The sequence below is a fragment of the Tumebacillus lipolyticus genome, from assembly GCF_042682745.1.
Lineage (GTDB): Bacteria > Bacillota > Bacilli > Tumebacillales > Tumebacillaceae > Tumebacillus_A > Tumebacillus_A lipolyticus.
Window position 1 is genome coordinate 246,301 of sequence record NZ_JBHUIO010000009.1, and the last position, 14,298, is coordinate 260,598.

Consider the following 14,298-nt stretch of genomic DNA (forward strand, 5'->3'; position numbering starts at 1 on the left):
TTATCCGTTTATTTTTGCAAATCGCGCCATTTCTCCACGATCATCGGCTGGATTTGTACCTTCCGCAGGGCATGCTCGATCGTCGGGAGGATCAGCTCATTGCGCGCGACCAGCGAATTGATTTTTTTCCACGGGTCATCCTGACCAAAAGGAACGAAGAAGATGTTCTTCGTTGCCAAGAGCTTACCGATGTTTGTCGCGTTCAACCCCAAGCCATCGTTGGTTGAGATCGAGACGACGACAGGTCGGTCGTTGCGAAGCGTAGACTTGGTCGCCATCAGCACAGGCGATTCGTTCATCGCATTGGCGAGCTTGGCGAGCGAATTGCCCGTGCAGGGTGCGATCAGCATGCAATCGAGCAGCTTGGAGGGGCCGAGCGGCTCCGCCTCTGGGATTGTCTTGATCGCTTTCTCGCCTGTGATTCGCTCGATCGTCGCCACCCATTCGTCCGCCTCTGCAAAGCGGGTGCTGGTGGACTGAACGGTATACGAAAGCACAGGAATCACGCGGGCGCCCGTCTCGACCAACGCTTCCATCGCCGGCTGAACTTCTTCGTAGGTGCAATGTGATCCGGTGAGACCAAAGCCGATTGTTTTCCCTTTCCAATCCATAACGGATACCTCCAGGTTACGCGTGTTCCCAAAGAATCCGACAGAGCGTACGTGCTAAGATCTGCCCTGCTGTCTTTGGAGCAACGATCCCCGGCAGGCCTGGAGCAAGCATAGCTTTTATTCCCCGTTTTTCTGCATAGCGAAAATCGGTTCCACCCGGCTTGGAAGCGATATCGACGATCACACAGGTCTTCGGCACCCGCGTCAACACTTCTGCCGTCAACACCGGATAGGGGATCGTGTTGAAGATCAACTCCGAATCTCCTACCGCCTTATGAATCTCTGACATCGCATAAGGTCTGAGCCCCATCTCTTGAATGCGAGCGAGATCCGATTCTTTACGAGCGCACACCGATACGTTCGCCCCGATGCCAGCGAGCATCCGAGCGAGCGTGATCCCGCAGCGGCCAAAACCGAGCACCACAGAGCGTGAGCCGTGCAGGGTGATGTCGGTGTGCTCCATCGCCATCTGAATCGCCCCTTCCGCAGAAGGGACCGAATTATGGATGGCCACCTCATCGAGCTCCATCAGCTTGATCAGTCGCAAGCCATGTTGCTGACACACCTCAGACAATCGTTTCCTCGCGATGCCGGTAAACACGAGCGGGCGCTTCGGCAGAGTCTGAAAATGCACCTCTTCCAGCACCAGATCTTGTGAAGAATAGCGCGACTCCACATGGCCCGCATCATCCATCCCGGTCACAGGAAGCACGATCGCATCTACATCGCGAAATACGTCTGGGGCGAGATCCGCCTTCACCGTATCTGCAAGGGGCGTATCAAGTTGGTCGAAGCCGATCAAGACGATGCTCGCATCGAGTTCGATCGCATACTTGATCACTTCTATGATTCGAGCGTCGCCGCCGACGAATGCCAGTTTGATCCCTGTCAGCATGCTCCGGTAACCCCTTTCACAACATTTTACGCGAAACGAATAAAAAAACAAGGTACATCGACGCTTCTCCCGATGACTGCGCCGCATAGAAAACGGGGAATCTCCACACCGCGGGTCGCTACAGGTGAGATATCCTATGCGCTGGGCTAGTTTCTTGTTCCATATTGTACAACGCCATAGTTCGCCTCCTGAGCGGAGTCGAGCAAGATCATATCGGGGCCGATCTTGTGAATGGCCGCCCAGGGGATGACCGCCTGATCCCGCTTCTTACCAAAAGAAAAACCGCCTTGCGTGATCACGATCGAATGAATGACCCCGCTCTCCTCATCGATAAACAGATCGGCCGATCCGAGCAATCCCACTCGCGTACCGGAGCGCACATCGATCAACTCTTTGCCTGCCAACTCGCTTAGCTTCATCAGAAACATCCCTCCTGTGCCTGTTGTTACCTCTTATGCTGCAAAAAATAGAAAAAGCACCTGATTTCCTCAGGTGCTTTCCTCGATCGGCATTCAAGCTGCGATCACTTTTCTCCTGGTGCCCGCAGATCGTCCAGCGGTCCGACAGCAGACAGCGCATACTGACCGCTCAGAATCGCCTCGGCCGTCGCTTTGACTTCCTCAAGCGATACGTTCTTAATCTTGTTGACCAGATCGTCGAGCGTGATATGGCGACCGAGCAGCTCATTCTTGCCGAGCCTCGACATGCGAGAAGAGGTGCTCTCCAAGGACAGCATCAGCGATCCTTTCACCTGTTCTTTCGCCTTGTTCAGCTCTTCTGCTGTGATTCCTCGCTGCGCGATGTTGGCCAACACCTCTTCGCACAGATCGAGCACAAGCTGAGCGCGCTCCGGTGCGGTGCCGACATACAGGCCGAACATGCCGATGTCTTTGTACGCAGTATGGTAGCTATAGATCGAATAGGCCAGACCGCGCTCCTCGCGAATCTCCTGGAACAGGCGGGACGAAGAGGAGCCGCCCAACACGTTGTTGAACAGGATGACCGGATAGATTCGCGGATCATCATAAGCGACGCCAGGTGCGCCGAGCACGATGTGCGCCTGCTCGGTCTGCTTCTGCCTGATCGCCTTGCCCGTATGGAAGATCGCCCGCTCATCCTGACGCACGATGCGAGACTGCTTCAGATGTCCGAACAGCTGGTTGGCAAGCGCCACCGCCCGATCGCGATCCACATTGCCGGCGATGGCGATCACAATGTTGTCTGTCGTATAGTTGCTTTCCATATATCGGAAGAGATCTTGTGGCTGGAAGCTGTTCAAGTTCGCTTCAGTCCCCAAGATGTTATAGCCGAGGGGGTGCTTTTGAAAAATCACCTCTGCGATCATATCGTGCACAAGATCGTCGGGTGCGTCCTCGTACATCTTGATCTCTTCGATGACGACGCGGCGCTCCTTGGCCAATTCTTCCTCTACAAATTGGGAATTGAGCACCATATCGCCGAGCGTCTCCAGCGCCAGGCTGAAATGTTCATCCAACACTTTTGCGTAATAGCATGTGTATTCCTTCGAAGTGAACGCATTGACCTGACCGCCGATGCTGTCGAACAGTTCTGCGATCTGGCGTGCGCTCAATTTCTCCGTTCCTTTAAACATCATGTGTTCGATAAAATGGGTCACGCCGTTGTTCTGCAGATTTTCATCGCGCGAACCGGCCCCCACCCATATCCCAAGCGATACTGAACGCACCGATGGAATCTCCTCAATGACCACTCGGATCCCGTTTTGGAGCACTTCACGATAAATCAAGAACATCCTCCTCTTGTCAACGAGCGACGCTTTCTTATCATTTGCCACAAACTCGAACTGAGTCAGGTTTACTATAACAAAAAAGTAGTTTCTCTGCCATACCGAAACGCATTAAAGCGATGGGAGTGGTCGCTTTTCATCGAGCAGTTCAGTAACGGTGACCAGTTGGTAGCCCTTTTTCACCAAGCTCGGTATTATCGTACGAAGCGCATCGCGAGTTGGTTCGGTCGGGTGCATCAACACCAGCGTCCCGTTCTCCGCGCGAGACAGGACTCGGCTCACAATTGTGGAGGCGGAGGGGCGCTTCCAATCGACCGTGTCGAGCGACCAAAGGATCGTCTGCATCCCCAACTGATGTGCAGTTTTCACCGTGTTGTCGCCATACGCACCTGACGGGGGTGCGAACAGCTTCGGCTTGTGCCCGATCGCCGCTTCGATCACCGCATTCGTTCGGGTGATCTGGCTGCTCTGCTCCGCAACGCTCAGCCTTGACATATCGGGATGCGAGTACGCATGATTGCCGATCTCATGTCCCGCATCCGCAATCTTTTTCGCTTCCTCCGCGTTTTTTTTCGTCCAGCTGCCGTCGAGAAAAAAGGTTGCCTTCACGCCCTGCTCCTGCAAGATTTTCAACATCTCTGGCAGGTATTCGGTGCCCCACGCGACGTTGATCATCAGCGCGATCTGCTTTTTTTCTGGATTGCCCTTGTAGATCGGCACCGGCCCGAGATCTTGCAAGTGCACGCGCGGCGGGATCTGTTTGGCGATGATCTCGATCCTCTCCCCACCCGCTTGCTTGGCCCGCTCGTAGGTCGCTTCCACATCCACCTGCACCCCGTTCAGTCCGGGAATCCCCCGCCAGACGCGATCGTTCTTCGCGTCGATCGGCATCGTGTCATATTGCTTGGCCAAAAGTTCGATACGCTGCTTCAGCGATTCATCCTGCGTGCCCGCCATCGCCGCAACGACAGACATTCGATCCGGTTCACTTTGTATGGACAGCCCGGCTGCCAAAAACAAAAAGGCCGCCGTTCCGAGCAACAGGCGGCGTTTGGTCAGTGTCAAAAAGAAAAATGTACGTTTCACGCTTAAAGCACCTCCGCTTGCAATGTAGAAATCGTATGAGCTTGGTATCCTGCATCTCGGATCTGTCCGATCAGTTCGGTCAGTCCTTTTGCGGTGATCTCGTCCGCGCGGAGCCTGATGATCTCACCTGGGGAGAGTGCGGCTTTGAGCGCGCTCCAAGCGGCTGCTGTCGTCTCTTCCGCAACTGGCGCTGCGTCGATCGACCAAGCGATCAGCTGTTCATGCCGAGTTCGAATCTCCTTCGCAATCTGCCTGCTCGTCTCACCATGTGGCGCGCGAAACAGCTTTTCCTCGGGCAGCTGAGCGTCCGCCCACGCTTGATCTGTCTTCCACAATTCCTCTCGGAGCTCTTCTAGGCTTAGCTGTGACGCATCTCGATCGCTGTATAAGCTTCGTCCGACCTCATGCCCGTCACGAACGATCGCCCGAGCTAGGCTGCGATGTCTTTGAATCCATTCGCCGGTCAGAAAAAATGTCGCTTTCGCTTTCTCTTCGCGAAGTTGAAGCAAGATCTGCGCCACCTGATCCTCATCGTTCCGCACATCGAAAGTGAGTGCCACCACTTTTTGATCGACGCGAAATGTCTGCACGGGGATGGCGAGCCCCTTCAAATCGCGGACATACGTGTTGATCGCCAGCGTATCTGAGATTCCAGAAAACAGCAGCAGGCAGACTGCACCGGCGACGAGCAGTTTGCCAGTTTGTGATTTGCTTCGTGCAACGGTCCTTTTCTTCATACGGTTGTCCTCCTGCCCTTGTGATCAGTGTATGCAAAATGGGAAAGGACTAGACGAAAAAAAGGGAACAGAGCGGGTGCTCTGTTCCCTTCGTTTTTCATTAGGTGTTAGGTGCGCGGACGCGCCGGGCGATCACCGCGATCGCGGTTGCGATCTCCCCCACGGTCTCCACCGCGGCTCGGACCGCCAGTTCGCTCACGAGCAGCCTTCACTTGACGCTGAATCTCTTCCAGCGGCGTCGGCGGCTCGCCACGCAGTTCGCGCAACGCTTCGCGGTGCGAAAGGTTGATCCGGCCTTGCGAATCGACCTCGGTGACTTTGACCATCAGCTTGTCCCCGACATTGCAGACATCTTCTGTCTTCGCCACGCGCTCTTCGCCCAGCTGGGAGATGTGAACAAGACCGTCTTTGCCAGGCAGAAGTTCAACAAACGCACCGTACTTCTCGACGCGAGTGACCGTGCCGTTGTACGTTTGGCCCGCTTCGACTTCGACGACAATGTTTTCGATCATCTCTTTTGCTCGGTAGCCAGCTTGTGCGTCGATCGCGGCGATGAAGACGCGACCGTCCTGTTCGATGTCGATCTTTACACCGGTCTCATCGATGATCTTGTTGATCACGCGACCGCCCGGCCCGATCACATCGCGAATCTTGTCCGGATTGATGCGCATCGTGATGATGCGCGGCGCGTATGGCGAAAGCTCCGGACGCGGCTCGCTGATCGCTGCCATCATTTTCTCCATGATGTGTGCACGACCACGGTTGGCCTGTTCCAGCGCTTGCTCCAGCACCGCACGGTTGATCCCTTTGATCTTGATGTCCATCTGCAGGGCGGTGATTCCTTCGCTGGTACCCGCCACTTTGAAGTCCATGTCGCCTAAGTGATCTTCCATGCCTTGAATGTCGGTCAGTACGACCATCTTGTCCCCATCTGCTACCAGCCCCATCGCGATGCCTGCGACCGGCGCTTTGATCGGAACACCCGCATCCATCAGCGCGAGCACAGAGCCGCAGATCGACGCTTGCGAAGAGGAGCCGTTCGACTCAAGCACCTCAGAGACGAGACGAATCGTGTACGGGAACTCTTCTTCAGACGGGATGATCGGTTCGATCGCCCGCTCCCCGAGCGCCCCATGGCCGATATCACGGCGGGAAGGTGCGCGCAGCGGTCTCGCTTCACCGACTGAGAACGGCGGGAAGTTGTAATGGTGCATGAAGCGCTTTTCTTCCTCAAGCCCGAGACCGTCGATCGTCTGCGCATCTCCGAGCGCTCCGAGCGTACAGACGGACAGCGCTTGTGTCTGACCGCGCGTGAAGAGACCGGAGCCGTGAACGCGCGGCAAGATCGCAACCTCGGTCGAGACGGGGCGCACTTCGTCGATCGCGCGTCCATCTGGACGGATTCCGTCGTGGACGATCGAGTAGCGAACCTGCTCTTTGACGATGTCGTACAGCACTTCGTTGATGTCAGATGCGTGCTCTGCATACCCTTCTTCGCCCAATTCTTCGAGCAAAGCGGTCCGCACCGTCTCCTTCACAGCGGAGATGTTGTTCTCACGCTCATGTTTGTCAAACGTGCGGATCGCTTCTTTCAGCTGAGCGGTCGCCATCGATCTGACCTTTTGGTCGATCTCCGCATCGACCTCGTGCAAGCTCACTTCCATCTTCACCGGATTGAGCTCGGCGATGATGCCCTCTTGGAAAGCGATCAGCTCTTTGATCGCATCATGGCCGAACATGATCGCTTCGATCATATCCTGTTCCGAGACGAACTTCGCGCCCGCTTCCACCATGTTGATCGCCTCTTTAGTACCTGCGACCACGAGGTGAAGGTCAGATTGCTCCATCTGCTCGACAGTCGGGTTGATCACCAGCTCGCCAGCCACGCGACCGACGATCACACCGGCGATCGGCCCTTCAAACGGAACATCGGAGATCATCAGCGCTACCGATGTTCCGACCATCGCCGCCATCTCCGGTGCGCAGTCCTGATCGACCGACATGACGATGTCGACGATCTGGATGTCGTTGCGGAATCCTTCGGGGAACAACGGGCGAACCGGACGGTCGATCAAGCGCGAGGCCAAGATCGCTTTTTCGGACGGGCGGCCTTCACGCTTGATAAAGCCTCCCGGAATTTTACCAGCTGCGTACAAACGCTCCTCGTAGTTGACGGTGAGCGGGAAAAAGTCGAGATCTTTCGGTTCTTTCGATGCTGTAACCGTACACAGGACAACCGTATCACCATAGCGAACCATGACAGCACCGTTCGCCTGCTTGGCAAGCTTGCCCGTTTCGATGGTGAGCGTGCGGCCGCCAAGTGTTGTTGTAAACGTTCTATGCATAGAAGAAAAACTGCCTCCTTTTGGCATATTGCCCAATATCCTATGTATTCAATGAATAAGAGATAGGTGGCAATTGTAACCACAATCCCTAAATAATTCGCACCTGTGGACAGTATTTCCTTCTTCGTAAGATAAAAATCATGATCATACAAAGAAGAAGCGGGAAAAGAATTCCCCGCTTCTTTGTTCTGCTTACTTGCGCAGACCGAGCTTTGCGATGATTTCGCGGTAACGGTTAACGTCCTTGTTACGCAGGTAGTTCAACAGGTTACGGCGATGACCAACCATTTTCAGCAGGCCACGACGGGAATGATGATCCTTCTTGTGCGTGCGCAGGTGGTCGTTCAGGTAGTTGATCTTGTTGGTGAGGATCGCGATTTGTACTTCCGGAGATCCGGTATCGGTCTCGTGTACTTTAAAATCCTCGATCAATTTGTTCTTTGCGTCTTGAGACAATGCCATCTCAATACACCTCCATTAATTTATCCCCAAGGCCCAGAATGTCGTCGGTGTGCTCGAACAATCCGCGCTCATGGTTGCAATGTTATTTGCCGATTACAGTGATGACAAGTCTTCCCTGCGCGATATCTTTCGCCACAATATCAAACGCCCGACCGCCCGAGGACACAAACCCACGAAAGCGCGTCGCCTCCGGAACATATCCTGGGATCAGACGTGCAGCCTTCGCGATATCCTCGATCCGAATCCCCCGTTGCCGTTCTTCGAACAACCGTTGTCTGGCGTGATCGGTGACGATGACCCGCATGATCAGTTGTACTCAAACGAGAGTTGGCGGTCATCGTCCATCTCCGTGTACAAGGAGAAGAGCGAATCTTGAAATGCGAGCAGAAATGCGTCTGGCATGCCGCTCTTGCGGTAGAACTTCACAAGGTCTCGGTTCAACCGCTTGAACTCATCGCTGATGCAGATGAGAGCGACCTCACGACACAATTCCATCAGACGTATGTCACGTTCATCGACATGTGGACTTCTCACAGCACATCCATCCCCTCGCTCACGAACAGAATAGCGCCGGAGTCGAGTCTCATAGAATGACAGTAAGAACCACTAAAGTAGTATATCATAGGAGGACATGAACCACAATACCAGCACTTGTGCTGTAAATGTATGCAAACTGACTAGTACGATATGCCGGCAAATGCAGCCAAGCGCACCTGTGCTTCCTGCACGTCCGCCTTGATCTGTTGGATCAGCTCTTCGACCGAGAAGAACTTCTTCTCATCGCGCAGATAATCGAGGAGTTCCAGCCTCACCCTCTGGTCGTACAGATCGCCTTCGAAGTTGAGCAGATGTACTTCGAGCGTACGGCGATGAGAGTCGTGGAACGTCGGCTTGGTGCCGATGTTGAGCACGCCCGCATACCAGGCATCCTCAGCTAAGACCCGCACCAGATAGACTCCGTTTCGCGGCAACATATAGGGCTCACACGACCCCAAGTTCGCCGTCGGGAAGCCGAGCAAGCGACCGCGCTTGTCCCCATGTTCCACGATCCCTTCGATCGAATAGGGACGCCCCAACAACTCCTGTACGAGCCGCACATCGCTGTAGGACAGCTTCTCACGGATCAAGGTGGAGGACACTTTTTCCCCGTAGCGACTGACAGCACCTACGATTTCCACATCGATGCCGATCTGCTCCGCCAGATGTTTCAGCTGCGACGTGTCAGACTTGCCGCCGCGCCCAAACGCATAATCGAATCCGACGACCACCGATTGCGGGTGCAACCGATCCAAGAAGCGGAACACAAAATCTTCTGCTGTGAGCGCTGCAAACTCCAGGGTAAAGTGCACGACATAGACGATGTCGACACCGAACTCCTGCATCACGCGCATCTTTTCCTCAAAAGGGGTCAGCAGATGTGCGAAACCGCCTTTGCCCAACACTTGGCGGGGATGCGGATGAAAGGTCAGCACACTGCTGGGCACACCAGCGCTCGCTGCCAACTCCTTTGCCCGCCGAATCAGTTGCTGATGACCGATATGTATCCCGTCAAAATTCCCGAGGGCCATGACGCTTGGCAGATACTCCACCGAATCTCCAGCCAGAAGATCGTTGATGTGAATGATCTCCATGAGGTTCACCCCTACTCTTTAAACACCTTTTCCGGCTTCGTGTTCATCTCTGTGCCCGCAATCTCCACCACGCGGTACAACGCAAGCAGCGTTCCACCTCTGCTCTCGATCCGCAGGAGATCCCCGACGCTCACCCCTGGAATCAGATGTTTGATGGTCAGCTCTCGCCCGTTGTTGACACGCCTTTCCAGCACCTCAGGAATGATGTGCTTCGGCAGATGCGGCAGCGCAGACTGCATCGGGAGGATCTGCTGTCCGATCGATCCGTTGGCCACAGCAGCTTCGATCTGCTCAAAAGTCAGCGCTTGCGACAGGTCAAACGGCCCCGATTTTGTGCGAACGAGGCTGGACATATGCGCGGGCACGCCGAGCTTCTGCCCGAGATCATGGCAGAGCGTGCGCACATAAGTGCCCTTGGAGCACTCGACGACAAATCGAACCTTCGGTCGAGGTAGGTCAAGTTCCACCGCTTCGATCTCAAGGCTGTAGATCGTCACTTCCCGCGGCGGAATCTCCACGTCCTCTCCCTTGCGCGCCAGATCATACGCGCGCTTCCCCTCGATCTTGATCGCCGAATATGCGGGCGGACGCTGCAAGATCGGGCCGACAAACGAGTCGAACGCCTCGCGCACCTGCGCTTCAGACAGCGACACTTCTTCCACCATCTCGACAGGCTCACCCGATGCGTCCTGCGTTGTGGTCGAAACGCCGAATGTCACTTCTCCACGATATGCTTTCGACTGTTCGAGCAGATACTCGGCGACGCGGGTAGCCATGCCGATGCAGATCGGCAACACACCTTGCACATCTGGGTCGAGCGTGCCGGTATGACCGATCTTCTTGATTCCGAGGATGCGCCGTGCCCGTCCAACAACTCCGTGGGAAGTCATTCCGGCCGGTTTGTTGATGACCAGGATGCCGTTCATTCCTTCTCCTCCAGATGTGCTGTGTTTGAACGAACCGCTTCTCCGACACGAGCGAGCACCTTTTCCTGAACGGCCGAAAGCTCGCCTTCCAGCGTACAGCCTGCTGCCCGCGCATGTCCGCCTCCGCCGAATTCGAGCGCGATCGCGCCGACATCGACCACATATTTCGATCGAAAGCTGACTTTTATCCGGCCTGGACTGGACTCGCGAAAGGAGATCCCCACCTCTACCCCTTCGACGTTGCGCGGATAGTTGACCAATCCTTCGACATCCTCATCACAGCCGCCAGCCGTGTCGACCATCTGACGGGTGATCGTCACCCAAGCGATCTGCCCGCTGTCATCGCGCCCGAGCGTATCAAGCGCCGCGCGAATCAGCAACAGCTGCGGCCAACTGATCGTCTCCATCACACGATCGACGATCTTGTAAGGGGAGACGCCTTTGGTCAGCAGATTGGCTGCGATCAGCAGCACCTCTTCGGACGTGTTCGAATAGCGAAAGCCGCCGGTGTCGGTCATCAAACCGGTGTACAGGCAGGTGGCGGTGTCCAAGTCGATCTCCATCTGCAGCTGGTAGGCGATCTTGAAGACGATCTGACAGGTTGCAGCCGCCTCCAGATCGACCAGGTTTTCCGTGCCGAACTTGTCGTTGGTCACATGGTGATCGACGTTTAGCAAATGTGCGCTCTCGGCGATCAGCGATGCGGAGCGACCTAAGCGCTTCCGATCCCCGCAGTCGAACGAGATCACCCGATCGAACTTGCCTGCGACCTGCTCTGGCAGTTGAAAGCGATCTGCCAGCGGCAGGAACATAAACTTATCCGGGATCGGATCATCGTTGACCAGAGTGACCGTCTTGCCCAGCTTTTGCAAAAGATGAGCAGCAGCCAAAACGGAGCCGAGCGCATCGCCGTCCGGTTTTTCATGGACGAGCAAGAGCAAGTCATCATGAGCCTGAAAAAAGTCTGCCGCCGTCTTATAGTCCTGATTTAGCTTCAGGTTGAGACTCATCTTGCGTTTCACCCTCTTTGATCTCCCGCAACACTTTTGTGATGCGAGTCGAGTAATCAAGCGAAGTGTCCAGTTTAAAGTGCAGCTCCGGCGTGCGGCGCAAACGAACGCGACGACCCACTTCTGCCCGGATGAAACCTGCCGCCTTCTGCAAGGCATCCATCGTCGCTTTGCGCTGCTCCTCATTCCCCATCACAGAGACGAAGATCGTCGCATGTTGCAGATCTCCCGATGCCTCGACTTCGGTGATCGTCACAAATCCGACGCGCGGGTCTTTGACCTCGGTGCGCACGATGTCGACGATCTCCTTTTTCAGTTGCTCTCCAACGCGACTCACTCGTAGTTTTGCCATTCTGATTCACCTCATTTTGAACGAATTAAGCTCTCTGGATAGATGACGGAGTTGCGCTCCGCATTCCGCCCAAGCAATGATTGGCGGCGCGAAACCCAACTCCTGTCGACTTACACGATTTTCACTTGCTCCATCTGGAAGGCTTCGACCACGTCGCCCTCTTTGATGTCGTTAAACTTCTCGATGGTCACACCGCACTCGAAGCCGGTCGCCACCTCTTTCGCATCATCTTTGAAGCGCTTGAGCGAATCGAACGCACCTTCGAAGATGACGATGCCATCGCGAATCACGCGAAGCTCTGCGTTGCGCACCAGTTTGCCATCGGTGACATAACAGCCGGCGATCGTGCCGACCTTCGAAACTTTAAACGTCTGACGAACTTCAGCACGTCCGAGCACAACCTCTTTGTACTCGGGGTCGAGCATCCCTTTGAGCGCCGCTTCGACCTCTTCGATCGCGTTGTAGATGACGCGGTAGAGGCGAACATCGACCTTCTCCGACTCGGCCATCTTCTCCGCTTGCGGTTGAGGACGAACGTTGAAGCCGATGACGATCGCGTTGGAGGCAGTCGCCAGCAGAATGTCAGATTCGTTGATCGCACCTGCACCCTGATGCACGACGCGAACGCGAACTCCTTCTACCTCGATCTTTTCCAGCGAGCCGCGCAACGCTTCGACAGAACCCTGCACGTCCGCTTTCAGGATCACGTTCAGCTCTTTGATCTCGCCTTCTTTGATCTGTTTGAACAGATCGTCCAACGTCACGCGAGATTGTGCGCCCATCGCTTCTTGGCGTGCCTTGCTCACGCGCTTGTCGACCAGCTTGCTCGCTTTGCGCTCATCGTCGTAGACGACAAACGGATCGCCAGCGCTCGGAACATCGGAGAGACCCAAAATCTCAACCGGCATCGCAGGTCCTGCTTCTTTGATCCGACGACCGCGGTCGTTGATCATCGCCCGCACCTTGCCATAGGTCGTGCCAGCAACCACGATATCGCCGACGCGCAAGGTGCCGTTTTGAACGAGCACGGTCGCAACCGGGCCGCGCCCTTTGTCCAGCTCAGCTTCGATCACCGTGCCGCGCGGACGACCATCAGGGTTGGCTTTCAGCTCCTGCACTTCAGCCACCAGCAAGACCATCTCCAGAATATCTTCCAGACCTTCGCGCTTCAGCGCGGAAACGGGAACGAAGATCGTTTCGCCGCCCCACTCTTCTGCGACCAGGCCGTATTCGGTCAGCTCCTGCTTCACGCGATCAGGGTTGGACTGCTCTTTGTCGATCTTGTTGACAGCGACGATGATCGGAACGTTCGCCGCTTTCGCATGGTTGATCGCTTCGACAGTCTGTGGCATGACGCCATCATCTGCTGCGACGACGAGGATCGTGATGTCGGTCACCTGTGCGCCGCGAGCGCGCATCGTGGTGAACGCAGCATGGCCCGGCGTGTCGAGGAAGGTGATCTTCTTGCCTTTGATCTCCACCTGATACGCACCGATATGCTGGGTGATCCCGCCCGCTTCCGATGCGGTCACATTGGTCTGGCGAATCGCATCGAGCAGGGTGGTCTTCCCGTGGTCGACGTGACCCATGATCGTGACGATCGGCGAACGCTCGCTCAGATCTTCTGGGTTCTCTTCCTCAACCAGCATGTCGACCGCTTCTTCGTCGACCGGCTCCTTGATCTCGACTTCGATCCCATAGTCTTCCGCGACCAGAGACATCGCATCCGTCTCGATCTCGTTGTTGATCGTCGCCATGATCCCGAGGAAGAGCAGTTTTTTGATGATCTCCGACGGCTCGCGCTTGATCAGCTTTGCAAAATCCTTGACGGTCAACGCTTCGGTCAGCTCGATCTTTTGCGGCAGTTCCGGCTGCTTCGGCGCCGGGCGATAACCGCCCTGCTGATGATTCCCACCGCGATTGCCACCGCGGTTGTTGTTCCCGCCACGATTGTTGTTGCCACCGCGGTTGTTGTTGTTTCCTCCACGGTTGTTGTTGTTCCCGCCACGGTTGTTGCTGCCACCGCGGTTGTTGTTGTTCCCGCCGCGATTGTTGTTGTTGCTCGCGGGCCGGTTGCCAGTATTGGTCGTGCCAGTTGTGCCGCCGGTGCTCGGCTTCGCGCCAGCAGGCTTGTTCACAACCGGTTTTTTCGGAATGCGCTGGTTGCGCGGCTGGGAGGCCACGCGATCATCTACGAGATTATCGTAGTCTTTATCGGTCTCAGGTTTCGCCTGAGGAGACTGTGCCGACGTGTTCCCCTTTGCGTTTTCATTTGCCATATATCCCTGATTTCTCCGTTCTCCATTTTGGTTTTGAGCGACTTGCGCCCCTTTTTGTTGTTCCGCTTTCGCCTTGACATCTTTAAAATGTTGCTCCACCTTGCTGATCATCTCCTGATCCATGACGCTCATATGATTGTTCACAGCCACATTCACGCGGTTGAGGATGGTGATGATCTCTTTGCTCGACATATTCTGC

At 55.5% G+C, this 14,298-nt stretch carries 15 protein-coding genes; all 15 read right to left on the reverse strand.

The window, feature by feature from the left end; genetic code table 11:
* Positions 1 to 8 precede the first annotated feature (8 nt).
* Positions 9 to 611, reverse strand: coding sequence for a dipicolinate synthase subunit B (locus tag ACFSOY_RS15095; protein ID WP_386047980.1), 603 nt, complete (start codon positions 609 to 611; stop codon positions 9 to 11).
* A gap of 16 nt (positions 612 to 627) precedes the next feature.
* Entirely contained in the window at positions 628 to 1,506 is an 879-nt protein-coding gene (gene dpsA, locus ACFSOY_RS15100; protein ID WP_386047982.1) for a dipicolinate synthase subunit DpsA, read from the reverse strand.
* Between the two features lie 146 nt (positions 1,507 to 1,652).
* Entirely contained in the window at positions 1,653 to 1,925 is a 273-nt protein-coding gene (locus ACFSOY_RS15105; RefSeq protein ID WP_386047984.1) for a YlmC/YmxH family sporulation protein, read from the reverse strand.
* Between the two features lie 104 nt (positions 1,926 to 2,029).
* Positions 2,030 to 3,271 (reverse strand): M16 family metallopeptidase, encoded by a 1,242-nt coding sequence (locus ACFSOY_RS15110; RefSeq protein WP_386047986.1) that lies wholly within the window; start codon positions 3,269 to 3,271, stop codon positions 2,030 to 2,032.
* A 111-nt stretch (positions 3,272 to 3,382) separates the two neighbouring features.
* Positions 3,383 to 4,357 carry a polysaccharide deacetylase family protein gene (locus tag ACFSOY_RS15115; RefSeq protein WP_386047988.1) on the reverse strand — a complete coding sequence of 325 codons (975 nt, stop codon included), beginning with the start codon at positions 4,355 to 4,357 and terminating at the stop codon, positions 3,383 to 3,385.
* Positions 4,358 to 4,359: 2 nt separating this feature from the next.
* Positions 4,360 to 5,094, reverse strand: a complete 735-nt coding sequence (locus ACFSOY_RS15120; protein ID WP_386047990.1) for a polysaccharide deacetylase family protein — start codon at positions 5,092 to 5,094, stop codon at positions 4,360 to 4,362.
* Positions 5,095 to 5,201: 107 nt separating this feature from the next.
* Positions 5,202 to 7,439 (reverse strand): polyribonucleotide nucleotidyltransferase, encoded by a 2,238-nt coding sequence (pnp, locus tag ACFSOY_RS15125; protein ID WP_386047992.1) that lies wholly within the window; start codon positions 7,437 to 7,439, stop codon positions 5,202 to 5,204.
* 192 nt (positions 7,440 to 7,631) lie between these two features.
* Complete coding sequence (gene rpsO / locus ACFSOY_RS15130) at positions 7,632 to 7,901, reverse strand: 30S ribosomal protein S15 (RefSeq protein WP_386047993.1); 270 nt, start codon at positions 7,899 to 7,901, stop codon at positions 7,632 to 7,634.
* Between the two features lie 82 nt (positions 7,902 to 7,983).
* Positions 7,984 to 8,205, reverse strand: coding sequence for a hypothetical protein (locus ACFSOY_RS15135; protein ID WP_386047995.1), 222 nt, complete (start codon positions 8,203 to 8,205; stop codon positions 7,984 to 7,986).
* Between the two features lie 2 nt (positions 8,206 to 8,207).
* Positions 8,208 to 8,396: a hypothetical protein gene (locus ACFSOY_RS15140; protein ID WP_386047997.1), complete on the reverse strand. Its 189-nt coding sequence runs from the start codon at positions 8,394 to 8,396 to the stop codon at positions 8,208 to 8,210.
* Between the two features lie 182 nt (positions 8,397 to 8,578).
* Positions 8,579 to 9,532: a bifunctional riboflavin kinase/FAD synthetase gene (locus ACFSOY_RS15145; protein WP_386047999.1), complete on the reverse strand. Its 954-nt coding sequence runs from the start codon at positions 9,530 to 9,532 to the stop codon at positions 8,579 to 8,581.
* A gap of 11 nt (positions 9,533 to 9,543) precedes the next feature.
* On the reverse strand, positions 9,544 to 10,458 hold the full coding sequence (gene truB, locus ACFSOY_RS15150) for a tRNA pseudouridine(55) synthase TruB (protein ID WP_386048001.1): 915 nt from the start codon (positions 10,456 to 10,458) through the stop codon (positions 9,544 to 9,546).
* Positions 10,455 to 11,480, reverse strand: a complete 1,026-nt coding sequence (locus ACFSOY_RS15155) for a DHH family phosphoesterase (protein ID WP_386048002.1) — start codon at positions 11,478 to 11,480, stop codon at positions 10,455 to 10,457. The genes truB and ACFSOY_RS15155 overlap by 4 nt, the downstream gene beginning before the upstream one ends.
* On the reverse strand, positions 11,434 to 11,820 hold the full coding sequence (rbfA, locus tag ACFSOY_RS15160) for a 30S ribosome-binding factor RbfA (protein WP_386048004.1): 387 nt from the start codon (positions 11,818 to 11,820) through the stop codon (positions 11,434 to 11,436). The genes ACFSOY_RS15155 and rbfA overlap by 47 nt, the downstream gene beginning before the upstream one ends.
* Before the next feature lie 110 nt (positions 11,821 to 11,930).
* Entirely contained in the window at positions 11,931 to 14,291 is a 2,361-nt protein-coding gene (infB, locus tag ACFSOY_RS15165; RefSeq protein WP_386048362.1) for a translation initiation factor IF-2, read from the reverse strand.
* Positions 14,292 to 14,298 lie beyond the last annotated feature (7 nt).

What these genes read in the sequence shown, in the direction of transcription:
- ACFSOY_RS15095 (WP_386047980.1), bottom strand. Translation starts at nt 611, where the DNA reads ATGGATTGGAAAGGGAAAACAATCGGCTTTGGTCTCACCGGATCACAT.
- rbfA (WP_386048004.1), bottom strand. Translation starts at nt 11,820, where the DNA reads ATGGCAAAACTACGAGTGAGTCGCGTTGGAGAGCAACTGAAAAAGGAG.
- ACFSOY_RS15105 (WP_386047984.1), bottom strand. Translation starts at nt 1,925, where the DNA reads ATGAAGCTAAGCGAGTTGGCAGGCAAAGAGTTGATCGATGTGCGCTCC.
- pnp (WP_386047992.1), bottom strand. Translation starts at nt 7,439, where the DNA reads ATGCATAGAACGTTTACAACAACACTTGGCGGCCGCACGCTCACCATC.
- dpsA (WP_386047982.1), bottom strand. Translation starts at nt 1,506, where the DNA reads ATGCTGACAGGGATCAAACTGGCATTCGTCGGCGGCGACGCTCGAATC.
- truB (WP_386048001.1), bottom strand. Translation starts at nt 10,458, where the DNA reads ATGAACGGCATCCTGGTCATCAACAAACCGGCCGGAATGACTTCCCAC.
- ACFSOY_RS15140 (WP_386047997.1), bottom strand. Translation starts at nt 8,396, where the DNA reads ATGGAATTGTGTCGTGAGGTCGCTCTCATCTGCATCAGCGATGAGTTC.
- infB (WP_386048362.1), bottom strand. Translation starts at nt 14,291, where the DNA reads ATGTCGAGCAAAGAGATCATCACCATCCTCAACCGCGTGAATGTGGCT.
- ACFSOY_RS15120 (WP_386047990.1), bottom strand. Translation starts at nt 5,094, where the DNA reads ATGAAGAAAAGGACCGTTGCACGAAGCAAATCACAAACTGGCAAACTG.
- rpsO (WP_386047993.1), bottom strand. Translation starts at nt 7,901, where the DNA reads ATGGCATTGTCTCAAGACGCAAAGAACAAATTGATCGAGGATTTTAAA.
- ACFSOY_RS15145 (WP_386047999.1), bottom strand. Translation starts at nt 9,532, where the DNA reads ATGGAGATCATTCACATCAACGATCTTCTGGCTGGAGATTCGGTGGAG.
- ACFSOY_RS15135 (WP_386047995.1), bottom strand. Translation starts at nt 8,205, where the DNA reads ATGCGGGTCATCGTCACCGATCACGCCAGACAACGGTTGTTCGAAGAA.